The organism is Micromonospora sp. WMMD735 (assembly GCF_049178995.1).
In the GTDB taxonomy this organism is placed as follows: domain Bacteria; phylum Actinomycetota; class Actinomycetes; order Mycobacteriales; family Micromonosporaceae; genus Micromonospora; species Micromonospora wenchangensis.
Map to the genome: position 1 here is coordinate 5,848,572 of NZ_JBMHMJ010000002.1, position 21,353 is coordinate 5,869,924.

General features: G+C 72.2%; 22 protein-coding genes and 1 tRNA gene. 19 read left to right on the forward strand and 4 right to left on the reverse strand.

Translation table 11 applies throughout. The features are described 5' to 3' along the window. Positions 1–3: 3 nt before the first annotated feature. From ACN268_RS25640 to ACN268_RS25660, 5 genes are all read left to right on the forward strand, one after another. Positions 4–144 (forward strand): hypothetical protein, encoded by a 141-nt coding sequence (locus ACN268_RS25640; protein ID WP_158224271.1) that lies wholly within the window; start codon positions 4–6, stop codon positions 142–144. Then, positions 141–1,094, forward strand: a complete 954-nt coding sequence (locus ACN268_RS25645) for a 4-(cytidine 5'-diphospho)-2-C-methyl-D-erythritol kinase (protein WP_420118364.1) — start codon at positions 141–143, stop codon at positions 1,092–1,094. Before ACN268_RS25640 ends, ACN268_RS25645 begins: the two co-directional genes overlap by 4 nt. A 235-nt stretch (positions 1,095–1,329) precedes the next feature. After that, complete coding sequence (locus ACN268_RS25650; protein ID WP_421485419.1) at positions 1,330–3,132, forward strand: ABC-F family ATP-binding cassette domain-containing protein; 1,803 nt, start codon at positions 1,330–1,332, stop codon at positions 3,130–3,132. A gap of 89 nt (positions 3,133–3,221) precedes the next feature. Continuing rightward, positions 3,222–3,677, forward strand: a complete 456-nt coding sequence (locus tag ACN268_RS25655) for a DUF4383 domain-containing protein (protein WP_421485421.1) — start codon at positions 3,222–3,224, stop codon at positions 3,675–3,677. Positions 3,678–3,776: 99 nt separating this feature from the next. Then, positions 3,777–4,238, forward strand: a complete 462-nt coding sequence (locus tag ACN268_RS25660; protein WP_421485423.1) for a DUF4383 domain-containing protein — start codon at positions 3,777–3,779, stop codon at positions 4,236–4,238. Positions 4,239–4,246: 8 nt separating this feature from the next. On the opposite strand, the gene ACN268_RS25665 is transcribed toward ACN268_RS25660, so the two are convergent. Together ACN268_RS25665 and ACN268_RS25670 are read right to left on the reverse strand one after the other, a co-directional pair. Next, entirely contained in the window at positions 4,247–4,936 is a 690-nt protein-coding gene (locus ACN268_RS25665; protein ID WP_421486990.1) for a TetR family transcriptional regulator, read from the reverse strand. A 113-nt stretch (positions 4,937–5,049) separates the two neighbouring features. After that, a complete protein-coding gene (locus ACN268_RS25670; protein ID WP_421485425.1) occupies positions 5,050–6,009 on the reverse strand; it encodes an acyl-CoA desaturase in 960 nt (319 codons plus the stop codon). 120 nt (positions 6,010–6,129) lie between these two features. On the opposite strand from ACN268_RS25670, the gene ACN268_RS25675 reads away from it, so the two are divergent. The 9 genes from ACN268_RS25675 to cysN all read left to right on the forward strand — a co-directional run bounded on the left by ACN268_RS25675 (position 6,130) and on the right by cysN (position 14,564). Next, positions 6,130–6,882, forward strand: a complete 753-nt coding sequence (locus tag ACN268_RS25675; protein WP_421485427.1) for a helix-turn-helix domain-containing protein — start codon at positions 6,130–6,132, stop codon at positions 6,880–6,882. Between the two features lie 46 nt (positions 6,883–6,928). Then, positions 6,929–7,000, forward strand: a tRNA-Gln gene (locus ACN268_RS25680). 102 nt (positions 7,001–7,102) lie between these two features. After that, positions 7,103–8,602 (forward strand): bifunctional UDP-N-acetylglucosamine diphosphorylase/glucosamine-1-phosphate N-acetyltransferase GlmU, encoded by a 1,500-nt coding sequence (glmU, locus tag ACN268_RS25685; RefSeq protein ID WP_421485428.1) that lies wholly within the window; start codon positions 7,103–7,105, stop codon positions 8,600–8,602. Between the two features lie 87 nt (positions 8,603–8,689). Next, the gene (locus ACN268_RS25690; RefSeq protein ID WP_363657353.1) at positions 8,690–9,670 is read left to right on the forward strand and encodes a ribose-phosphate diphosphokinase; all 981 of its coding nucleotides are present in this window, start codon (positions 8,690–8,692) and stop codon (positions 9,668–9,670) included. A 302-nt stretch (positions 9,671–9,972) separates the two neighbouring features. After that, a complete protein-coding gene (locus ACN268_RS25695) occupies positions 9,973–10,662 on the forward strand; it encodes a 50S ribosomal protein L25/general stress protein Ctc (RefSeq protein WP_363657351.1) in 690 nt (229 codons plus the stop codon). Between the two features lie 102 nt (positions 10,663–10,764). After that, complete coding sequence (gene pth, locus ACN268_RS25700) at positions 10,765–11,355, forward strand: aminoacyl-tRNA hydrolase (protein ID WP_204927404.1); 591 nt, start codon at positions 10,765–10,767, stop codon at positions 11,353–11,355. A gap of 117 nt (positions 11,356–11,472) precedes the next feature. Continuing rightward, complete coding sequence (locus tag ACN268_RS25705) at positions 11,473–12,276, forward strand: 3'(2'),5'-bisphosphate nucleotidase CysQ (RefSeq protein ID WP_145922560.1); 804 nt, start codon at positions 11,473–11,475, stop codon at positions 12,274–12,276. A gap of 78 nt (positions 12,277–12,354) precedes the next feature. Beyond that, a complete protein-coding gene (cysD, locus tag ACN268_RS25710) occupies positions 12,355–13,269 on the forward strand; it encodes a sulfate adenylyltransferase subunit CysD (RefSeq protein ID WP_281900649.1) in 915 nt (304 codons plus the stop codon). Then, complete coding sequence (cysN, locus tag ACN268_RS25715) at positions 13,269–14,564, forward strand: sulfate adenylyltransferase subunit CysN (protein ID WP_204927406.1); 1,296 nt, start codon at positions 13,269–13,271, stop codon at positions 14,562–14,564. Before cysD ends, cysN begins: the two co-directional genes overlap by 1 nt. Before the next feature lie 298 nt (positions 14,565–14,862). On the opposite strand, the gene galK is transcribed toward cysN, so the two are convergent. Both galK and galE read right to left on the reverse strand, forming a co-directional pair. Beyond that, entirely contained in the window at positions 14,863–16,029 is a 1,167-nt protein-coding gene (galK, locus tag ACN268_RS25720) for a galactokinase (RefSeq protein WP_421485429.1), read from the reverse strand. After that, positions 16,026–16,955 carry a UDP-glucose 4-epimerase GalE gene (gene galE / locus ACN268_RS25725; protein WP_421486991.1) on the reverse strand — a complete coding sequence of 310 codons (930 nt, stop codon included), beginning with the start codon at positions 16,953–16,955 and terminating at the stop codon, positions 16,026–16,028. The genes galK and galE overlap by 4 nt, the downstream gene beginning before the upstream one ends. Positions 16,956–17,184: 229 nt before the next feature. Here galE and ACN268_RS25730 point away from each other — a divergent pair, with 229 nt between their 5' ends. From ACN268_RS25730 to ACN268_RS25750, 5 genes are all read left to right on the forward strand, one after another. Beyond that, positions 17,185–18,240 carry a hemolysin family protein gene (locus ACN268_RS25730; RefSeq protein WP_421485430.1) on the forward strand — a complete coding sequence of 352 codons (1,056 nt, stop codon included), beginning with the start codon at positions 17,185–17,187 and terminating at the stop codon, positions 18,238–18,240. A gap of 33 nt (positions 18,241–18,273) precedes the next feature. Beyond that, positions 18,274–19,299, forward strand: a complete 1,026-nt coding sequence (gene trpS, locus ACN268_RS25735) for a tryptophan--tRNA ligase (RefSeq protein WP_421485431.1) — start codon at positions 18,274–18,276, stop codon at positions 19,297–19,299. Between the two features lie 32 nt (positions 19,300–19,331). Further along, the gene (locus ACN268_RS25740) at positions 19,332–19,901 is read left to right on the forward strand and encodes a 2'-5' RNA ligase family protein (protein ID WP_421486992.1); all 570 of its coding nucleotides are present in this window, start codon (positions 19,332–19,334) and stop codon (positions 19,899–19,901) included. A gap of 163 nt (positions 19,902–20,064) precedes the next feature. Continuing rightward, entirely contained in the window at positions 20,065–20,976 is a 912-nt protein-coding gene (locus tag ACN268_RS25745) for a YihY/virulence factor BrkB family protein (RefSeq protein WP_302746607.1), read from the forward strand. Then, the gene (locus ACN268_RS25750) at positions 20,976–21,335 is read left to right on the forward strand and encodes a GntR family transcriptional regulator (protein ID WP_421485432.1); all 360 of its coding nucleotides are present in this window, start codon (positions 20,976–20,978) and stop codon (positions 21,333–21,335) included. The genes ACN268_RS25745 and ACN268_RS25750 overlap by 1 nt, the downstream gene beginning before the upstream one ends. Positions 21,336–21,353: the final 18 nt, after the last annotated feature.

Sequence of the window (21,353 nt, forward strand, 5' to 3'; positions counted from 1 at the left end):
GCCGTGCCCGCCGAGGGACACGCCGCACCTGCGCGTACGACCTGGTTGCCGGCCGGTACGCCGCCGGCCGCCGACGCCGCCGAGGAGCTGATCGTGGAGATGCCGTTCGACATCCGCCCGTGCCGGTGGGACGTCACCCGGTGACCGAGGCATGGCGACCGGACGACGATGACGACCAGCGTCGGGGCAGCAGTGGCCCGGTGCGGGTCCGGGTGCCCGCGAAGGTCAACCTGCATCTGGGGGTGGGCCCGCTGCGTCGGGACGGCTACCACGAGCTGAACACCGTCTACCACGCGATCTCGATCTACGACGAGTTGACCGCCCGTCGGGGCGACACCCTCACCCTGACCATGGAGGGCGAGGGCGCCGGCGAACTGGCCCTGGACGACTCCAACCTGGCCATCCGTGCCGCCCACGCCCTCGCCGGCTACGCCGGGGTGCTGCCGCACGCCCGGCTGCACCTGCGCAAGCAGATCCCGCTCGCCGGTGGGCTGGCCGGGGGCAGCGCCGACGCCGCCGCCGCACTGGTCGCCTGTGACGCCCTGTGGGGCACCGGGTTGTCCCGCGACGAGCTGGCCGGGATCGCCGCCGACCTCGGCTCCGACGTGCCGTTCCTGATCCACGGCGGCACCGCGCTGGGCACCGGCCGGGGCGAGGCGGTCAGCCCGGTGCTGGCCCGCCCCACCTCCTGGCACTGGGTGGTGGCCGTCGCCGACGGCGGCCTGTCCACCCCCGCCGCCTACCGGGAACTCGACCGGCTGCGCGCCGCCGGCACCGCCGGCACCCCGCTGGGCAGCACCGACGGCCTGCTCGGCGCGCTGCGCCAACGCGACCCCCGGGTGCTCGCCGGCTGTCTCGGCAACGACCTGCAGGACGCCGCCCTGTCGATGCGCCCGGCCCTGGCCGACACGTTGAAGGCCGGGGAGGCCGCCGGCGCGCTCGCCGGGATCGTCTCCGGCTCCGGTCCGACCTGCGTCTTCCTCGCCCGCGACGCCGCCGACGCGCAGCGGATCGCCACCGAGGTGCAGGCCGCCGGGGTGTGCCGGGAGACCCGGGTCGCCCACGGCCCGGTGCCCGGGGCCCGCGTCGGCTGAGCATCCCGGGGTCGAGATCGACTCCCGTGGGCGGGGGTTGCGGTATCCGGCGACCGGGAACCCGCACCATCGGCCCCGATGAGGTGATCAACGTGCCTCGACCTGCTGTCCGGGGCGGCCCGGCCCCGGTTGCGGCACGGGCGGGTGGGGCGGCGCGGATGTCCGCGTACCCTTGCCCCAGGCGTCCCGAGGTGCCCGCCGGCACCGGGACGCCTTGATCATGAAAGGTGGGACCGTGGCCAACATCGTCAACCTGGACCGGGTGTCCAAGGGGTACGGCGCCGCCGGGCCGCTGCTCACCGACGTCTCGCTCGGCCTCGACGACGCCGACCGGATCGGCGTGGTCGGCCTCAACGGCGCCGGCAAGTCCACCCTGCTGCGGATGCTCACCAAGCAGGAGGACCCCGACGACGGCCGGGTCACCCACCGCCGCGACCTGCGGGTGCTCTGGCTGCCGCAGGCCCTCACCCTGACCCCCGAGGCCACCGTCCGGGACGTGGTGCTCGGCACCGCCTGGCTCGCCGAGGGGATGGGCGCCGAACACGAGTGGGCCGGCGACGCCGGGGTACGCGCCATCCTCGACGGCCTCGGCATGCCCCACCTCGGCCTCGACCAGCCGGTCGGCCCGATGTCCGGCGGCGAGCGCCGCCGGGTGGCGCTGGCCGCCCTGCTGGTCCGCGAATCCGACCTGCTCATCCTCGACGAGCCCACCAACCACCTCGACGTCGGCGGCGTCGACTGGCTCGCCCGGCACCTCGTCGGCCGCCGGGGCGCGCTCGTCGTGGTCACCCACGACAGGTGGTTCCTCGACGCGGTCTGCACCACCACCTGGGAGGTCGCCGACCAGACCGTCCGGGCCTACGAGGGCGGCTTCGCCGCCTGGACGCTGGCCCGCGCCGAACGGGAACGGGTCGCCGCCGCCACCGAGGCCCGCCGGCAGAACCTGCTCCGCAAGGAGATCGCCTGGCTGCGGCGCGGCCCGCCCGCCCGCACCTCCAAGCCGAAGTTCCGCATCGACGCGGCCAACGCGCTCATCGACGACGTGCCGCCGCCGCGCGACACCATGTCGTTGCAGCGGATGGCGACCGCCCGGCTCGGCAAGCAGGTGTACGACCTGGAGCACGTCCGGCTGCACGCCGGTCCCAAGGAGATCCTGCACGACACCACCTGGCAGGTCGGCCCCGGCGACCGGATCGCCATCCTCGGGCGCAACGGGGCCGGCAAGACCACCCTGCTGCGGCTGCTCGCCGGCATCACCCGCGCCGACGGCGGCCGCTTCCACACCGGGTCCACCGTCAAGCCGGCGTTCCTCTCCCAGGAACTCGCCGAACTCCCCGGCCACCTGCGCGTCCTGGAAGCCGTCGAGGAGGTCGCCCGCCGGGTGCAGCTCGGCGACCGGGAGATCTCCGCCGCCCAGCTCGCCGAGGTGTTCGGCTTCGACGACCGGCGGCTCTGGACCCCGGTGGGCGACCTCTCCGGTGGGGAACGCCGTCGCCTGCAGATGCTCCGGCTGCTCGCCGGTGAACCCAACGTGCTGCTCTTCGACGAGCCCACCAACGACCTGGACACCGACACCCTCGCCGCCCTGGAGGACCTGCTCGACTCCTGGCCCGGCACGATCATCGTGGCCAGCCACGACCGGTACCTGATCGAACGGGTCACCGACGCCGCGTACGGGATGTTCGGCGACGGCCGGCTGGTGCACCTGCCCGGCGGCGTCGACGAGTACCTGGCCCGCGCCGCCGGCCCGGGTCCGGCCCGCACCACGACCGCCCCCGCCGAAAGCCCCGAGTCCCCGGCCACGGGAGGCATGTCCGCCGCCGAGGCCCGGCAGGCCCGCAAGGAGCTGACCCGGCTGGAACGGCAGATCGGCAAGCTCGACCAGAAGGAGGCCACCCTCCTCGACCAGCTCGCCACGCACGCCACCGACTACGCCCGGGTCGCCGACCTCGACGCGCAGCTCAAGGAGGTACGCGCCGAACGGGAACGGACCGAGGAGACCTGGCTGACCCTCGCCGACGAGATCCCGCCCCTGTAGACCAGGGACGACCCCGTGTGCGGCGTCACACCCCGCCGTACGGGACAATCGTCGGCGACCCTCACCCGAACGGCGTTGGAGACACAGTCATGGCCCACACCCCCGTCAACCACCCCGCGCGGCCGGTCTACCGGGCGATCGGCGGGCTCATCGGTCTCTACCTCGTGGTCTTCGGCGCGCTCGGCGTCATCGCCAGCGCCGGCAACGACTTCTTCGCCCAGGACGACACCAAGGTCCTCGGCCAGGGCACCAACCTCGGGTTCTCGCTGCTGTCCGTGCTGTTCGGGGTGGTCATCCTGGTCGGCACGGTGATCGGCCGCAACCTCGACGTGGCGATCAACCAGTGGCTGGCCTACACCCTGATGGTGATCAGCCTCGCCGGCCTGGCCTTCCTCCAGACCGACGCCAACGTGGTCAACTTCAGCATCCTCACGGTGATCGTGCTGATGACCCTCAGCCTCGTCCTGCTGATGGTCGGCATGTACGGCAAGGTCGGCACCGAGGATGAGAAGGAAGCCTGGCAGAAGGCCCGCCTGGTGCTCTGACCCGGCCCGCGGGGTGGGCCGGGTGCCCGGCGTTTCGCCCCCGCCGGACGACGCGACGGGAGACAATCGTCCCGACACGTCGTCCGCGCAGGAGGGGCCATGGCGCACTTTCCGGTCAACCACCCGGCCCGCCCGCTGTACCGGGTCTTCGCCGGCCTCGTCGGCCTCTACATCCTGGTCTTCGGCGCGTTCGGCGTCGTACAGACCTGGGGTGAACCGCTGTTCGCCCGGGGCAGCCACTGGGCCCTGGGCCTGCGTACCAACCTGGCGTTCTCGCTGGTCTCGGTCGTCTTCGGGGTCGTCCTGATCATCGGGGCGTCCCGGCGCGGCAACCTCGGGCACATCATGAACCTCACCGCCGGGGTGGTCTTCATGGTCACCGGCATCGCGATGATGAGCGTGCTCCAGACCCGCGCCAACATCCTCAACTTCTCGATGTCGACGGTGATCGTCTCGCTGCTGTTCGGCCTGCTGCTCCTCGCCACCGGCCTCTACGACAAGATCGGCACCGACGAGCACGCAGCCCGGGAACGCGCCGACCGGCTCCACCCGGCCCGCTGACCCGCCGCTCAGCCGCCCGGACGCACGGTGATCAGGCCCGGCGCCGCCTCCAGGTGCGACAACCCGTTCCAGGCCAGGTTCACCAGGTGCGCCGCCACCGTCTCCTTGCCCGGCTGGCGGACCTCCAACCACCAGCGCCCGGTCAACGCCACCATCCCCACCAGCGCCTGGGAGTACAGCTCGGCCAGCTTCGGGTCGTAACCCCGGCTGGAGAACTCGGCACCCAGGATGTGCTCCACCTGGTGCGCCACGTCGTTCATCACGCTGCTGAAGTTGCCGGCCGCCGACATCAACGGCGACTCCCGCACCAGCACCCGGAACCCGCTGGTCTCCTCCTCGATGTAGCCCAGCAGCGCCAGCGCCGCCTGCTCCAGCAACTCCCGCGGATGACCGGCGGTCAACGCCGCGGCGATCCGGTCCAGCAGGGCCCGCACCTCCCGGTCGACGACCACCGCGTACAGGCCCTCCTTGCCGCCGAAGTGCTCGTAGATCACCGGCTTGGAGACCCGCGCCCGTGCCGCCACCTCCTCGATCGAGGTCGCGTCGAAGCCCTTCTCGGCGAACACCTCCCGGCCGATCGCGATCAACTGCTCGCGCCGCTGCGCGGCCGACATCCGTACCCGTGCGGCCGGCTTCGCGCCCGCCGCCGGCACGGCCCGTCGTGTGCCGGTGTTCTCCCCAGCCGGGGGCTGCCCCATCTCGTCACCTCGCCGGCGCTCGGTGACGCCCTGTCGTGGAATGCTCCGGTCGTGCCCGTCTGTCTCGGTCACCCGGCCATCCTGCCAGGTGACGCCCCGGGGCACCGCCGGGTTCAACGCGGCAGCGGCTCCCGCACCCGCTTCGCCGCCACCCGTTCCGGCCTCGGCCACCGCACGTCGTGCACCGCGCCGGCCCGCTCCAGCAACCAGATCACCCGGGCCGACGGGTCCCACTGCCCACGCAGCACCCCGTGCCGGGCGCTCGTCGGCTCGGCGTGGTGCAGGTTGTGCCAGCTCTCCCCGAACGACAGCAGGGCCAGCGGCCAGAAGTTGGCCGCCCGGTCGCCCGGCCGCATCGCGAACGGACGCTCACCGTAGACGTGGCAGACCGAGTTGATCGCCCAGGTCACGTGGTGCAACAGGGCGATCCGGACCAGCCCGCCCCAGAAGAACGCGCTCAGCGCGCCGGACCACGACCAGGTCAGCAGCCCGCCCATCAGCGCCGGGCCGAGCAGCGAGACGGCCACCAGCAGCGGCGAGAGCCGGTCCACCCGACGGGTGTCCGGGTCGGCGAGCAGATCCGGCGCGAACCGTTCCCGGTTGGACAGCTCCCGGCCGAACAACCACCCCAGGTGCGCGTGGAACAGCCCCTTGGCCAGGCCCCGCACGCTCTCGCCGTACCGCCAGGGGGAGTGCGGGTCCCCGTCGAGGTCGGCGAAGGCGTGGTGCCGCCGGTGGTCGGCCACCCACTGGATGATCTCGCCCTGCACCGCGAACGACCCGGCGACCGCCAGGGCCACCCGGACCGGGCGGCGGGCCTTGAACGCGCCGTGGGTGAAGTACCTGTGGTAACCCACGGTGATGCCGAGCCCGGACACCACGTACCAGAGGGCCGCGACGAGCACGTCGGTCGGGTGCAGCCAGCCACCCCAGGCCACCGGCACGGCGGCGAGCAGGGCCAGGAACGGCACCACCACGAACGCCCAGAGGGCGATCAGGATGCCCCGCGACTGGGGGCCCTGGGTGAGCGGCTTCGGGCCGGCGGCACCGGCGTCCCGCAGGGTGGTCGACATGGCACCTCGCAGCGGTCGGATACGCCTACGTCACCGTAACCTACGGTCCGGCCACAGTGGAGTGAATAGTGGCGCACGTGAATGAGTCAAGTGTCATACGGGTGTCTTAACCTGCCGGCCATGACCGATCCGACGGCCGCCGAGGTGCGCCGGCTGCGCGACGGTGCGCCCCCGGCCCGCACCCGACGACCCGCCGCGCGTGACGACCTGCGCGCGGCGGCGGTGGCACTGCGCGGCGAGGGCCGCTCGGTCGGCGACATCGCGGCCCGGTTGGGCGTCGCGAAGTCCACCGCCTACCTCTGGGTACGCCACCTCCCCCTCGACCCGGACGAGGAGGTCGCCGCGCGACGGCGGGCGCGGGCCAGGGCGATGAACGACGACCGGTGGGCGACGCACCGCGCGACACGTGACGCCGCGCAGGCCGAGGTGCACAGCCGGATGCGGGAGACGGTGGGGCGACTCGCCGACCGCGAGGTGCTGCTGCTCGGCGCGGCCCTCTACTGGTGCGAGGGCACCAAGTCCAAGCCCTGGCGTCGTCACGACCACGTGCAGTTCGTCAACACCGATGCCGGGCTGCTCCGGCTGTTCCTGCGCTTCCTCGCCGCCTGCGGGGTCGAACGGGACGTGCCCACCTACCGGGTGAGCATCCACGAGTCGGCCGATGCGGCGGCGGCGCAGCGCTGGTGGGCCGAAACCCTGGATCTGCCACCGGACCGGTTCCGGCGGCCCACCCTCAAGCGCCATCAGCCGACGACGCGGCACAACACCGGCGAGAGTTACCACGGCTGCCTCGTGGTCGACGTGCCGAAGAGCCGGGAGTTGTACTGGAAGATCGAGGGTGTCGTCGCGGCACTCACCGGAGCGATCACATAGGGGTGGGGGTCGCCCGGGGGAGGCGCTAAGCTGTCTTGCGTCACATTCGGCCGTGGTGTAATTGGCAACACCCGGGTCTTTGGTACCCGTGTTTCAGGTTCGAACCCTGGCGGCCGAGCCGTCCGTCACCTCCTCCCTGATCGGGGTAAGGGGCGAAGTGTCCCCGCAGTCTGGTTAGCATGGCGGCGAGACTGTCACCTTCCCCGACGGGAGCCCACCCGTGTCCCAGCCCCACCGCCGTACCGTCGTCGTGCTCGCCGCGGGGGAGGGCAAGCGGATGAAGTCGGCGCTGCCCAAGGTGCTGCACCCACTGCTCGGCCGGACGCTGCTCGGTCACGTGCTGGCCGCGGCCGGGCCGTTGCGCGCGGACCGGACGGTGGTGGTGGTCGGGCACGGGGCCGAGCAGGTCCGCGCCCACCTGGCCGAGGTCGCCCCGGACGCCACGGCGGTGCTCCAGGCCGAGCAGCTCGGCACCGGGCACGCCGTACGGATCGCGCTGGACGCGGTGCCGGAGGCCACCGGCACCGTCGTGGTGATCAACGGGGACGTGCCGCTGCTGCGCACCGAGACGGTGGACGCGCTGGTCGCGGCGCACGAGGGTGAGGGCGCGGCGGCCACGGTCCTCGCCGCCGAGGTGCCCGACCCGACCGGCCTGGGCCGGATCGTGCGGGACACCGCCGGCCGGCTGGAGCAGATCGTCGAGGAGCGTGACGCGAGCCCCGCCCAGCGGGCGCTACGGGAGATCAACGCCGGCATCTACGCCTTCGACCTGGCCCGGCTGCGGGCCGCGCTGGGCAAGCTCTCCACCGACAACGACCAGGGCGAGGAGTACCTCACCGACGTCTTCGGGCTGCTCGTCTCGGCCGGCGAGCCGGTGGGGGTGCACGTGGCCGCCGACCACGTCGAGACCCTGGGCTGCAACGACCGGGTGGAGTTGGCCGGGCTGCGCCGGCTGCTGCGCGACCGGGTCAACGAGGCGTGGATGCGGACCGGGGTGACGATCCTGGACCCGGCGACCACCTGGATCGACGTGACCGCCACCGTCGAACGGGACGCGGTGCTCGACCAGAACACCCAGTTGCGGGGGACCACGGTGGTGGGGGCCGAGGCGGTGGTCGGGCCGGACGTCACGTTGATCGACACGGTGGTGGGCCCGGCGGCGACCGTGCTGCGCAGCCACGCCACCGGCGCCGAGGTGGGCGCGGGGGCGAGCGTCGGCCCGTACGCCTACCTGCGGCCGGCGGCGCGGCTGGCCGAGAAGGCGAAGGTAGGCACGTTCGTCGAGGTGAAGAACTCCGAGGTCGGGCCGGGCGCGAAGGTGCCGCACCTGTCGTACGTGGGGGACGCGACGATCGGCGCGAAGGCGAACATCGGCGCGGCGACGATCTTCGTGAACTACGACGGGGTGAACAAGCACCGCACGGTGGTCGGTGACGGTGCGTTCGTCGGCTGTGACACCAACCTGATCGCGCCGGTCGAGGTGGGCGCGGGAGCGTACGTGGCGGCGGGTAGCGCGTTGAGTCAGAACGTGCCGCCGGGGGCGTTGGGGGTGACCCGGGCGCCGCAGCGCAACATCGAGGGGTGGGTGCTGCGTAACCGGCCGGGCACGGTCTCCGCGCGGGCTGCCGAGCAGGCCCGGACGGCCGGTGAGGATGCGTCGGGTGGGCCGGCGTCGGCAAGTGAAGGTGAGGCAATCCACGGGGGTGCCGAGACGGTGTGAGGGTCGCCGTGGTCGGGGCATACTGCAACCGAGCAGCCCCGGCCCACCGCCGCCGGGCACCACCGACCAACGGGAGCAGACGGGCCCATGGGCAGCATCGTCGCCGAAAACCGCAAGAGCCTGATGCTCTTTTCCGGACGTGGCTTTCCGGAGTTGGCCAAGGAGATCGGTGAGGTGCTCGGTGTAGCGCCGACCCCTTCCGACGCGTACGAGTTCGCCAACGGTGAGATCTTCGTACGGTTCCGGGACTCGGTGCGTGGTTCGGACGCCTTCGTGGTGCAGTCCGTCACGCACGGGGTCAACACCTGGGTCATGGAGACCCTGATCATGATCGATGCGCTGAAGCGGGGTTCGGCGAAGCGGATCACCGTGGTCCTGCCGTTCTACCCGTACTCCCGGCAGGACAAGAAGCACCGCGGTCGGGAGCCGATCTCGGCGCGGCTCGTGGCCGACCTGCTCAAGACGGCGGGGGCGAACCGCATCCTCACCGTCGACCTGCACACCGCGCAGATCCAGGGCTTCTTCGACGGCCCGGTGGACCACCTGTTCGCGATGGACATCCTCGCCGAGTACGTGGAGCACAAGTTCGCCGGTCGGCCGATGACGGTGGTGGCGCCGGACTCGGGCCGGGTACGGGTGGCGGAGCGGTGGACGGACCGCCTCGGTGGTTGTCCGTTGGCGTTCATCCACAAGACCCGCGACCCGTTGAAGCCCAACCAGGTGGTGGCGAACCGGGTGGTCGGTGAGGTCGAGGGCCGGGTCTGCCTGATCGTCGACGACATGATCGACACCGGTGGGACGATCACCAAGGCGGCGGACATCCTCAAGGAGTCCGGTGCGGCGGAGATCGTGGTGGCCTCCACCCACGCCCTGCTGTCCGACCCGGCGACGGAGCGGTTGAAGAACAGCCCGATCACCGAGGTGGTGGTGACGAACACGCTGCCGCTGCCGGCGGAGAAGCAGTTGGACAAGCTCACCGTGCTGTCGATCGCGCCGTTGCTGGCGCGGGCGATCCGGGAGGTCTTCGACGACGGGTCGGTGACCACCCTCTTCGGTGGCCTGAGCTGACGCCCGTCCCGGGGCACGCGCGGGCCGGTCGGGGTGCGACCGGCCCGGCGTCGCCGGGTCCGACGCGCGGGGCGGTAGCGCATGGCGGGGACTGCCGGAAGGCGCGGAAAGACCTCGGGTAGACTGGTGCGGTTGCCACGGCGAGGGTGCCCGGCGGGCCGCTGATCGAGCGCCGCACGGAGGCACCGTCATCGACGCGGTGCTCCGGGCAGTCGTTCATGACGCATGAGCCCCAAGCGAGCCCCTCGCCCCAGCACCGCCAGACGACAAGCCGCCGTAGCGTTAGCATCAGGAGTTTTCCCGTGTCCGAGGTAAAGATCAGCGCCGAGCCCCGTACGGAGTTCGGCAAGGGTGGTGCCCGTCGTACCCGTCGGGCCGGCAAGGTGCCCGCCGTGCTGTACGGTCACGGCGAGAAGCCCAAGCACATCGCGCTCCCGGCGCGGGAGTTCGCCGCCGCGATCCGTAAGGGCGGCGCCAACCAGCTCTTCGCGATCGAGGTCAGTGACGGCACCCAGGTGCTGGCGCTGCCGAAGGCGATCCAGCGTGACCCGATCCGGGACAGCTTCGAGCACGTGGACCTGCTGCTGGTCCGTCGGGGCGAGAAGGTCACCGTCGAGGTCCCGGTCCAGCTGACCGGTGAGGCCGCACGGGACACCCTGATCGTGCACGACCACGACACCCTTTCGGTGACCGCCGACGCCACCAAGGTGCCGGACCACCTGGAGGCGTCGATCGAGGGCCTGGAGGCCGGCAGTCAGGTCACCGCCGCCGACGTCGAGCTGCCCTCGGGTGTCGAACTGGCCGCCGACGCGGAGCAGACGGTCGCCTCGGTGACCGCCGCTCCGACCGCGGAGCAGCTGGAGGCCACCCTGCCGGAGGTCGAGACCCCGGCTGCGGAGGCCGAGGAGGCCGAGGGTGCGGAGGCCGCCGAGGGTGCCGAGGCTCCGGCCGCCGAGGGCGAGGAGAGCACCGAGGCGAAGACCGAGGCCTGACCGGTCGCATCGTTCACGGCAGGCGCTCCCGTCGCGGGGGGCGCCTGCCGTCGTATCGGGGCACGGTCGGCGCGCGCAGACGGCGAGCGGAGGGTACGGGACGTGACGGACGAGACGGGGCCGTGGCTGGTGGTCGGCCTGGGTAATCCGGGTCGGGAGTACGCCGGGAACCGGCACAACGTCGGCTTCATGGTCGCCGAGTTGCTCGCGGTACGGCTGGGTGGGCGGTTCGGGCGGTACAAGCGGGTGGTGGCGGACGTCGCCGAGGGGCGGATCGGTTTCGGTGGGCCGAAGCTGGTGCTGCTCAAGCCGCAGACGTACATGAACCTGTCGGGTGGGCCGGTGGCCGCGCTGGCGCAGTTCCACAAGATCCCGGCCGAACGGGTGATCGCGGTGCACGACGAGCTGGACATCCCGTACGGGCAGTTGCGGGTGAAGCTGGGCGGCGGCGAGGGCGGGCACAACGGTCTGCGGTCGATGTCGAAGTCGCTGGGGACGAAGGACTACGTGCGGGTGCGGTTCGGCATCGGCCGGCCGCCGGGGCGGCAGGATCCGGCGGATTTCGTGCTGTCGGATTTCAGCACCGCGGAGCGCAAGGAGTTGGAGTTTCTGGTGGACCGGGCCGCTGACGTGGTGGAGTCGGTGGTCACCAAGGGGGTCGAGCCGACCCAGAACGCGTACCACGGGGTCTGAGGCGCGGGGGCGTACTCGTGGCGCGCCCGCGTTGGCGGTAGTCTGCGCGTTCTGGCGTGGCGCGACCGCGCGCGGGCCGTGGTAGGCGACGGGAGCGAGTTCGTGGGCAGTCCTCCGATGATCGACGGCGCGTTCGCCCGCTGGTTGGCGGACCGGGCCGGGCAGGCCCTGCTGGAGCTGCGCGCCGAGATGGGGTTCGCGGACGCGGCGGCGTTGAAGTCGGCCGGGGACAAGGTCTCGCACGACCTGATCCGCAGCGAGCTGGCGAAGTGGCGGCCCGGTGACGCGGTCCTCTCCGAGGAGGACGAGGGGTCGCGGCTGGTGGACACCGCGGGTGGGGTGTCCCGGCTGACCGCCGACCGGGTGTGGATCATCGACCCGTTGGACGGCACCCGGGAGTTCTCCGAGGAGGGGCGCGCCGACTGGGCGGTGCACGTGGCGCTCTGGGCGCGTAACGCGCCGACGCCGCACGGTCTGGTGGCGGGGGCGGTGGGGTTGCCGGCACAGCACCGGGTGCTGGGCACGGACTACCCGCCCGCGTACCCGCCGATGACGGTGGAGGCGGCCACGACGGGCGACCGTACGCTGCGGTTGGCGGCGAGCCGGAGCCGGCCGCCGGCGTTCCTGACCGCGCTGGCCGAGGACGTGGGCGCCCAGTTGGTGCCGATGGGTTCGGCGGGGGCGAAGATCGCGGCGGTGGTGACAGGTGACGTGGACGCCTACATCCACGCGGGCGGCCAGTACGAGTGGGACTCGGCGGCGCCGATCGCTGTGGCGACGGCCACCGGACTGCACGCTTCCCGAATCGACGGTTCTGCGCTGAGATACAACGAGGCGGATCCGCGCCTGCCTGACCTGCTGGTCTGCCGCAAGGATCTCGCCAGCCGGTTGCTTGCAGCGCTGCAGAGGCATTCCGGGTAACCTGAGCGCTGTTTTTGATTTGTCCGACCGGAAAGGTCTGGAATCCATGTACGGATCCGCGCCGATCGAGCCCGTGGCATGACCGCCCCCGGCCGCTTCTACCAGGTCTCCCACCTCGACGAGTTGGAGGCGGAGAGCATCTTCGTGATGCGTGAGGTGGTCGCCGAGATGGAGCGGCCGGTGCTGCTCTTCTCCGGTGGCAAGGACTCGATCGTGATGTTGCGGCTGGCGCAGAAGGCGTTCGCCCCGGCCAACATCCCGTTCCCGGTGATGCACGTGGACACCGGGCACAACTTCCCCGAGGTGCTCGACTACCGCGACCAGCGGGTCGCGGAGCTTGGTCTGCACCTCGTGGTGGCGAGCGTGCCCGACGCCCTGGCGGCCGGAACGGTCCGTGAGTCGGGTGACGGGATGCGGAACCGGATCCAGACGCCTGTGTTGTTGGACGCGGTGGAGAAGCACCGGTTCGACGCGTTGTTCGGTGGGGCGCGGCGGGACGAGGAGAAGGCGCGGGCGAAGGAGCGGGTGTTCTCGTTCCGGGACGAGTTCGGGCAGTGGGATCCGAAGAACCAGCGGCCGGAGTTGTGGTCGTTGTACAACGGTCGGCATCATCCGGGTGAGTCGATCCGGGTGTTCCCGTTGTCGAACTGGACCGAGTTGGACATCTGGCACTACATCGCGCGGGAGCGGGTGCCGTTGCCGTCGATCTACTACGCGCACGACCGTGAGGTGATCGAACGCGACGGCATGCTCTACGCCGTCAACGAGTTCTTCCGGCCCCGGGCCGGTGAGCAGCAGTTCAAGGCCCGGGTGCGGTACCGGACGGTGGGCGACGCGTCGTGCACGGCGGCGGTGCGTTCGGACGCCGACACGGTGGAGAAGGTGATCGACGAGGTGGCCGCGACGCGGATCACCGAGCGGGGTGCCACCCGGGGCGACGACCGGGTCAGCGAGGCCGCCATGGAGGACCGCAAGCGGGAGGGCTACTTCTGATGAGCACCGAAACGGTGTCGCCCGAGGTCGAGGCCCGGCCGATGGACCTGTTGCGGTTCGCCACGGCGGGCAGTGTGGACGACGGCAAGTCGACCCTGATCGGTCGGTTGCTGTACGACACGAAGTCGTTGTTCACCGACCAGTTGGCCGCGGTGGAGGCGGTCAGCGCGGCCCGGGGCGACGAGTACACCAACCTGGCGTTGCTCACCGACGGCCTGCGGGCCGAACGGGAACAGGGCATCACCATCGACGTGGCGTACCGGTACTTCGCCACGCCCCGGCGCAAGTTCATCATCGCCGACACCCCCGGGCACACCCAGTACACCCGCAACATGGTGACGGGGGCGTCCACCGCCGATCTGGCGTTGATCCTGGTGGACGCGCGTAAGGGGCTGGTGGAGCAGTCGCGGCGGCACGCGTTCCTGTGCTCGCTGCTGCGGGTGCCGCACCTGGTGCTGTGCGTCAACAAGATGGACCTGGTCGACTTCTCCCAGGAGGTCTTCGAACGCATCGCCGACGAGTTCACCGCCTTCGCGGCCAAGCTCGACGCGCCGGACCTGACGGTGGTGCCGATCTCGGCGCTGCGCGGCGACAACATCGTCACCCGGTCGGAGAACATGCCGTGGTATGACGGGCCGTCGCTGCTGCACCACCTGGAGCGGGTGCACATCGCCTCGGACCGCAACCTGGTCGACGTCCGGTTCCCGGTGCAGTACGTGATCCGCCCGCAGTCGACCACGGTCACCGACTACCGGGGCTACGCCGGGCAGGTCGCCTCCGGCGTGCTCAAGCCCGGCGACGAGGTGATGGTCCTGCCCTCGGGGTTCACCAGCCGGATCGCCGCCATCGACACCGCCGACGGCCCCGTCGACGAGGCGTTCCCCCCGATGTCGGTCACCGTCCGCCTCGACGACGAGATCGACATCTCGCGCGGCGACATGATCTGCCGGCCGAACAACGCCCCGACCGTCTCGCAGGACATCGAGGCGATGGTCTGCTGGATGGACGAGACCCGCCCGCTTCAGGTCGGCGGCAAGTACACGATCAAGCACACCACGCGTTCGGCGCGGACGATCGTGCGCGGCCTCTACTACCGCCTCGACGTCAACACGCTGCACCGCGACGAGACGGCCAGCGAGCTGCGGCTCAACGAGATCGGCCGGGTGCGGCTGCGGACCACCGTCCCGCTGTTGGCCGACGAGTACCGGCGTAACCGCACCACGGGCGGCTTCATCATCATCGACGAGGCTACGAACCGCACCGTGGCCGCCGGCATGATCGTCGACACCGCCTGACCCACCTCCCTCCCTTTCTCCTTCCGCCGCCGCCTGCCCCGCCCCGCCTCGTCGGCTCTCGGTGATCAAGAGCTTTGCGTCAGTTTCCGCCCGGCGGTTGACGCATAGCTCTTGATCACCGCCACCCAGCACGCCCACTCGCCCGGCCGTCCGGCTGTTGCTCGTTGATCAAGAGATTTGCGTCAGGTTTCGCTGGCGGATTGACGCAAACCTCTTGATCACCGGCGCAGGAGCGGGACCGGGGCAGGCCGGACCGGGGCAGGCCGGACCGGGAGCGGACCAGGACCGGGGTGGCGGGTCAGGGGAGGCGGGTGGCGCCGGGGGCGGGGAGAACGGTGAGGGTGTCGGGGGCGGTGAAGCCGCGTTCGGCGTAGGCGGCCCGGACGGCTGCCGCCACCGGTTCCGCAGCCGCCGCCTCGACCAGGGCGAGGACGCAGCCGCCGAAGCCGCCGCCGGTCATCCGGGCGCCGAGCGCGCCGGCCGCGAGTGCCGCCTCGACGGCGGTGTCGACCTCGGGGACGGTGATCGCGAAGTCGTCCCGCATGGAGGCGTGCGACGCGGTCAGCAGTGACCCGATCTCGGCGACCCGGCCGGCGCGCAGCAGGGCGACGGTGTCGAGTACCCGCTGGTTCTCGGTGACCACGTGCCGGACCCGGCGTCGGGTCTCGTCGTCGGGCAGCCGCGCCAGCGCGGCGTCGAGGTCGGCGACCGGCACGTCGCGCAGGGCGGGCACGCCGAGCAGGTCGGCGGCCCGTTCGCAGGCGGCGCGGCGGGAGGCGTACTCGCCGTCGGCGTGCCGGTGCGGCGCACGACTGTCGATCACCAGGATGGCCAGGCCGGCGGCGTCCAGGTCGAACGGGACGTGGTCGACGGACTCGTCCCGGCAGTCGAGGAACAGGGCGTGGCCGGCGCGGCAGCGGATCACCGCCGACTGGTCCATGATGCCTGTCGGCGCACCGACGTAGCCGTTCTCGGCGCGTTGGGCCAGCCGGGGCCGGCGCTCGGCGGGCAGGTCCAGCCCGCCCAGGTCGGCCAGGGCGGCGAGCACCGCCGCCTCCAGGGCCGCCGACGAGGAGAGCCCGGAGCCGAGCGGCACGTCCGAGGCGATGGCCAGCCGGGCACCGGGGACGGCGTACCCGGCCTCGCGCAGGGCCCAGACCACTCCGGCGACGTAGCCGCCCCAGCCGGTGACCCGGCCGGGGGTGTCGGCCTCGGCGGCCCCGAAGTCGACGGGCCGGTCGGCGATCTCCGAGCGGACCGTCCAGCGTTCGCCGGGCTGCGGGTCGGCGGCGACCACGGTACGCAGCGGCAGGGCGAAGGGGAGCACGAATCCGTCGTTGTAGTCGGTGTGCTCGCCGATCAGGTTGACCCGTCCGGGTGCCGCCCAGCGTCCGGCGGGCGTCGCGTCGTACCCGGAGGTGAAGCCGGCGGTGGCGCGGTCGGCGACGTCGGGTCGGCCCGTCACGACTGCTCCAGCACGTGCGCGCGGTAGAACGCCCAGGCGTCGCCGACCATGTCGGTGAGGGTGGGTTTCTCGGGCACCCAGCCCAGTTCCTGGCGGGCCAGCGCCGAGGAGGCGACGAGTTCGGCCGGGTCGCCCTCGCGGCGGGGGGCGGTCTCGACCGGCACCGGGTGGCCGGTGACCTCGCGGACCACGTCGACGACCTGCCGGTTGGTGAAGCCGCTGCCGTTGCCGAGGTTGTAGATGCGGTGCCGGCCGGGCACGGCGGCGGTGAGCGCCAGCAGGTGGGCGCGGGCCAGGTCCGCCACGTGGATGTAGTCGCGCACGCAGGTGCCGTCGACGGTGGGGTAGTCGTCGCCGAAGAGTTGGAGTTTCTCCCGGCGGCCGGCGGCGACGTCGAGGGCGATGGGGATGAGGTGGGTCTCCGGGTCGTGCCGTTCGCCGATGGCGAGGCCGTCGCGCAGGTACGCCCCGGCGACGTTGAAGTAGCGCAGCGACACGGCGGCGAGGTCGTGTGCGGTCGCCTCGGAGGTGAGCACCAGGTCGACGGCGAGCTTGGTGGCGCCGTACGTGTTGGTGGGGGCCTTGACGGCGGTCTCCGGGATCGGCAGCTCGACCGGGTTGCCGTAGACGGCGGCGGTGGAGGAGAAGACCAGGCGCGGCACCCGGGCGGCCCGGACGGCGTCGACCAGGGCGATCGAGCTGACCGTGTTGGCGTGCCAGTAGCGCTCGGGGTGGACCATCGACTCGCCGGCGGCGATCAGCGCGGCGAAGTGCAGCACCCCGTCGAAGCCGGCGTCGGGGGTGAGCACCTGTGCGGCCTCGTGCACGGGCAGCTCGACGTGGGTGGCGTCGGGGGCCAGCGCCGCCCGGTGCCCGGTGCGCAGGTCGTCCAGGACGGTCACCCGGTGGCCGGCGTCGAGCAGCATCCGGGTCACCACGCTGCCGATGTACCCGGCACCGCCGGTGACGAGCAGTTTCACGTCGGTCCTCCTGCCTGGGCCGCGCCCGCTGCGGCCGTTCGTGATCACCCTACGGCTGGGTGCTGTCGCCGCGCTGTGCGTCGCGGGGTCACCCTTATTCCATCATGAACGTTCATGATTGAACAGATCCGCACATTGCCCACCGGTCGGGTCCGCCGGCCCTACCATCACTTCCATGCGGGAAGCGGGTGGTCCCGGGCCCCGGAGACGCGCGCCGGGGCGGAGCCGGCGCGTACCCGGGCCGGTGGCCCGTAGTGTCGCGCGGCTGGTCGTCCGGGCCGCCGACGGTGCGACCCGGCTCGTCACCGACCTGCTCGGGGCCAGCCCCGCCGCCGGCCGGGAACGGATCAGCGAGCACGAGCTGCGCGACCTGGTCGCCGCGAACACCGTCCTCGACCCGGACGAACGGCGGATCATCGACGAGGTGCTGGTCGCCGGGGCCAGCCTGGTGCGCGAGGTGATGATGCCCCGCACCGAGGTGGTCTTCCTCGCCGCCGGGCTGACCCTCGCCGAGGCCGAACGGCTGGTCCGGATCGACCCGCACACCAGGTACCCGGTGGTCGACGGCACCCACGACGACGTGGTCGGCTTCGTGCACCTGCGGGACGTGCTGCTCCGCCCCGATTTGGACCCGGCGACGACGGTGGGCCGGCTGAGCCGGGAGGTCAAGCGGCTGCCCGGCAGCAAGCGGGTGCTCGCCGCGCTGACCGAGATGCGCCGCGAGGGCCACCACCTCGCCGTGGTGGTCGACGAGTACGGCGGCACCGCCGGCATCGTGACCTGCGAGGACCTGATCGAGGAACTGGTCGGGGAGATCCACGACGAGTACGCCGGCCCACCCGAGCCGGCGTCGGCGGGCCTGCCCGCCGTGGTCGACGGTCGGCTCAACCTGGCCGACTTCGCCGAGCGGACCGGGGTGCCGCTGCCCGCCGGCCCGTACGAGACGGTCGGCGGGTACGTGATGGCGTCGCTCGGCCGGCTCCCGGTGGCCGGTGACGAGGTGCCGGTCACCCCGGGAGACGAGCCGTCCCCGGCCGACGGGTGGCTGTTGCGGGTGCTCGCCCTCGACGGGCGTCGGGTGTCCCGGGTCGCGGTGTCCGCCGCCCGCCTGCCGGAGCCGCGCCGGGAGGCCGCCGCTGCCGCGGTACCGGCCGACGTCGCGCAGGCGTCGGTACGCGAGGTCACCGCCCCGGCCCGACCGGCGGCGAGTCGACCCGCCGGCCCGTCATGACGGACGCCCGGGGTTGCTGACAGAATTGCCGGCATGTCCGACGCTCCCGCCCGCCCCCGCGTCTTCTCCGGCATCCAGCCGACGGCCGACTCGTTCCACCTCGGCAACTACCTGGGCGCGGTGCGGCACTGGGTGGCGTTGCAGGACACCCACGAGGCGTTCTACTGCGTGGTCGACCTGCACGCGATCACCGCCGGGCACGATCCGGCGGTGCTGCGCCAGCGCACCCGGGTGGCCGCCGCGCAGCTCCTCGCGGTCGGCATCGACCCGGAGCGCAGCGCCCTGTTCGTCCAGTCGCAGGTGCCCGAGCACGCGCAGTTGGCGTGGGTGCTGGGCTGCATCACCGGGTTCGGTGAGGCGAGCCGGATGACCCAGTTCAAGGACAAGTCGCAGAAGCAGGGCAGTGACCGCTCCAGCGTCGGCCTGTTCACGTACCCGATCCTCCAGGCCGCCGACATCCTGCTCTACCAGGCCGACGCGGTGCCGGTCGGCGAGGACCAGCGGCAGCACCTGGAGCTCTCCCGGGATCTGGCCCAGCGGTTCAACTCGCTGTTCGGGCCGACCTTCACGGTGCCCGCTCCGCACATCGTGAAGGACACTGCCAAGATCACCGACCTCCAGGAGCCGACGGCGAAGATGTCGAAGTCGTCGTCCTCCCCGGCCGGCATCATCGACCTGCTGGAGGACCCGGCCCGCTCGGCCAAGAAGATCCGCTCGGCGGTCACCGACACCGGCCGGGAGATCGTCTTCGACACCGAGACCAAGCCCGGGGTGTCCAACCTGCTCACGATCCACTCCGCCCTGTCCGGCCGGAGCATCGACGACCTGGTGGCGGCGTACGCGGGCCGGGGCTACGGCGATCTCAAGAAGGAGCTGGGCGAGGTGGTCCGCGAGTTCGTCACCCCGATCCAGGAACGCACCCGGGCCTACCTCGACGACCCCGCGCAGCTCGACAAGCTGCTCGCCGTCGGGGTGGAGAAGGCCCGCGCGGTGACCGTGCCGACGCTGCGCACAGCGTACGAGCGGGTCGGGTTCCTGGCCTCGGCCCCCGTGGCGTAACGGTGGGCGGGTCGGCGGTACGGGTCGAGACGATGGCCGGAGGGGTGGCGCGGAGCGTGGATCGCAGCGACGGGATACCGGTGGCCGGCGACACCATCCAGATCGGGATCGCGGTGGACATCCCGGAGCCGTGGGGTGGGCTGCTGACCCGACGCCGGATGCAGACGGGTGACCCGCAGGTCGTCCCCGCGCACGTGACCCTGCTCGGCCCGACCGAGATCCCCCTGGCCGCGTTGGAGCCGGTCGAGGCGCACCTGGCGCAGGTGGCCGCCGCCCACCTGCCGTTCACCCTGCACCTGCGGGGCACCGGCACGTTCCGGCCGGTGACCCAGGTGGTCTTCGTCGCCGTCGCGGCCGGGATCAGCGAGTGCGAGCTGCTCGCCGCCGCTATCAGCGCCGCCCCGCACCTGCACCGGGAGCTGCGCTTCCCGTACCACCCGCACGTCACGGTGGCGCAGGACGTCGCCCCGGAGGCGTTGGACCGGGCGTACGAGGATCTCGCCGACTTCTCGGCGGTGTTCGAGGTGGAGGGCTTCACCCTCTTCTCGCACAGCGGCGCGACCCGGTGGCAGCCGCGCCGGGACTTCCGGCTCGGCGGCTGACCCGTCCCGTGGTCGGGCGAGGGGCCCCCGGTGCGGCACCTCACCCGCCGGTGGCACGCTGGTGGCCGGCACCCGCTCCCGCCGACCGCCGGTTGGCCGGCACCGGTGACGACAGATCGGCGAGGATGACGTGGTGGACGCGTGGGGCCGCTGGACGGCCGGCATCGACCGCCGGTTCACCGTGGCCCGGCACCGGTGGCCCCGGCTCGACCACCTCTGGCGGGCGGTCGACCTCTACGGCGAGGTGCTGGGCGGCCGGCTGGCCGCCGCCATCGCCTACTACGGGTTCTTCGCCGTGTTCGCCCTCGCCCTGGTCGCCTACTCGGTCTTCGGGGCGATCCTGGAGGACAACGACGAGGTCTCCGACGCGGTGGCGGAGTTCCTGCGGGACAACCTGCCCTTCCTCGACCCGCAGCAGATCGCCGAGAGCAGCAACGCGGTGGGCGTGGTGGGCCTGGTCATCCTGTTCTTCACCGGGATCGGCTGGGTGGAGGCGATCCGGTCGTCGCAGCGGCTGATGTACGGCTTCAACCAGCAGCCGGGCAACCTGGTGGTCCGCCGGCTGGTGGACCTGGGGGTGCTGCTGCTGGTCTTCGTCATGCTGGGCATCTCGGTGGCGGCGGTGGACGCGCTGGAGTCGGTGCTGCGGTTCCTGCTGCGGGCCACCGGCTCGGTGGGGCTGACCACCATCAGCGCGGTGCTCAGCGTGCTGGTCAACGCGGTGCTGGCGACGGCGCTGCTGGTGGCGGTGCCCCGGCTGCGGATGAGCCGCCGCCGGCTGCGCCCGGTGGTGCTGCTGGTCGCGGTCGGGATCACCCTGCTCAACACGGTCGGCCGGTTCTACATCGTGCGGACGGAGCGCAACCCGGCGTACGCCGTGGTGGCCGGTGCGGTGGCCGTGCTGCTCTACCTCTACCTGCTCAACCAGTTGGTGCTCTTCGGTGCGGCGCTGGCCGCCACCAGCCGGCACGGCCGGGTGGTGGACCTGTCGGAGGGGGCGGTGATGCGGCAGGTCAACGTCGAGGCCGACGTCGACACCGAGACCGATCCGGGTACGCCGGGAGGGGCGGGCTGATGTCTGTCGAGATCGATCCGGGCTCTCCGGTGCCCCCGTACGAGCAGGTGCGGGCGCAGCTCGCCGCGATGATCGGCGACGGCCGGCTGGCGGTGGGCACCCGGCTGGCCCCGGTCCGGCAGTTCGCCGCCGAGCTGGGGTTGGCGGTGAACACGGTGGCCCGCGCCTACCGGGAGCTGGAGTCGGCCGGGCTGGTGCAGACCCGGGGCCGGCACGGCAGCTTCGTCGCCCCGGGCCGGGACGACGCGGTCGACCGGTTGCAGCGGGCGGCGGCCCGCTACGCCGAGGAGGCGACCCGGCTGGGCGTGCCGCCGGACCGCGCGTTGGCCCTGGTCCGTGCCGCCCTGGACACACCCTGACAGAACCGGGCCGAGTAC

What these genes read in the sequence shown, in the direction of transcription:
- ACN268_RS25655 (WP_421485421.1), top strand. Translation starts at nt 3,222, where the DNA reads ATGGCCCACACCCCCGTCAACCACCCCGCGCGGCCGGTCTACCGGGCG.
- ACN268_RS25660 (WP_421485423.1), top strand. Translation starts at nt 3,777, where the DNA reads ATGGCGCACTTTCCGGTCAACCACCCGGCCCGCCCGCTGTACCGGGTC.
- ACN268_RS25665 (WP_421486990.1), bottom strand. Translation starts at nt 4,936, where the DNA reads ATGGGGCAGCCCCCGGCTGGGGAGAACACCGGCACACGACGGGCCGTG.
- ACN268_RS25670 (WP_421485425.1), bottom strand. Translation starts at nt 6,009, where the DNA reads ATGTCGACCACCCTGCGGGACGCCGGTGCCGCCGGCCCGAAGCCGCTC.
- ACN268_RS25675 (WP_421485427.1), top strand. Translation starts at nt 6,130, where the DNA reads ATGACCGATCCGACGGCCGCCGAGGTGCGCCGGCTGCGCGACGGTGCG.
- ACN268_RS25690 (WP_363657353.1), top strand. Translation starts at nt 8,690, where the DNA reads ATGGGCAGCATCGTCGCCGAAAACCGCAAGAGCCTGATGCTCTTTTCC.
- ACN268_RS25705 (WP_145922560.1), top strand. Translation starts at nt 11,473, where the DNA reads ATGATCGACGGCGCGTTCGCCCGCTGGTTGGCGGACCGGGCCGGGCAG.
- cysD (WP_281900649.1), top strand. Translation starts at nt 12,355, where the DNA reads ATGACCGCCCCCGGCCGCTTCTACCAGGTCTCCCACCTCGACGAGTTG.
- cysN (WP_204927406.1), top strand. Translation starts at nt 13,269, where the DNA reads ATGAGCACCGAAACGGTGTCGCCCGAGGTCGAGGCCCGGCCGATGGAC.
- galE (WP_421486991.1), bottom strand. Translation starts at nt 16,955, where the DNA reads ATGCTGCTCGACGCCGGCCACCGGGTGACCGTCCTGGACGACCTGCGC.
- ACN268_RS25730 (WP_421485430.1), top strand. Translation starts at nt 17,185, where the DNA reads ATGCGGGAAGCGGGTGGTCCCGGGCCCCGGAGACGCGCGCCGGGGCGG.
- trpS (WP_421485431.1), top strand. Translation starts at nt 18,274, where the DNA reads ATGTCCGACGCTCCCGCCCGCCCCCGCGTCTTCTCCGGCATCCAGCCG.
- ACN268_RS25740 (WP_421486992.1), top strand. Translation starts at nt 19,332, where the DNA reads ATGGCCGGAGGGGTGGCGCGGAGCGTGGATCGCAGCGACGGGATACCG.
- ACN268_RS25750 (WP_421485432.1), top strand. Translation starts at nt 20,976, where the DNA reads ATGTCTGTCGAGATCGATCCGGGCTCTCCGGTGCCCCCGTACGAGCAG.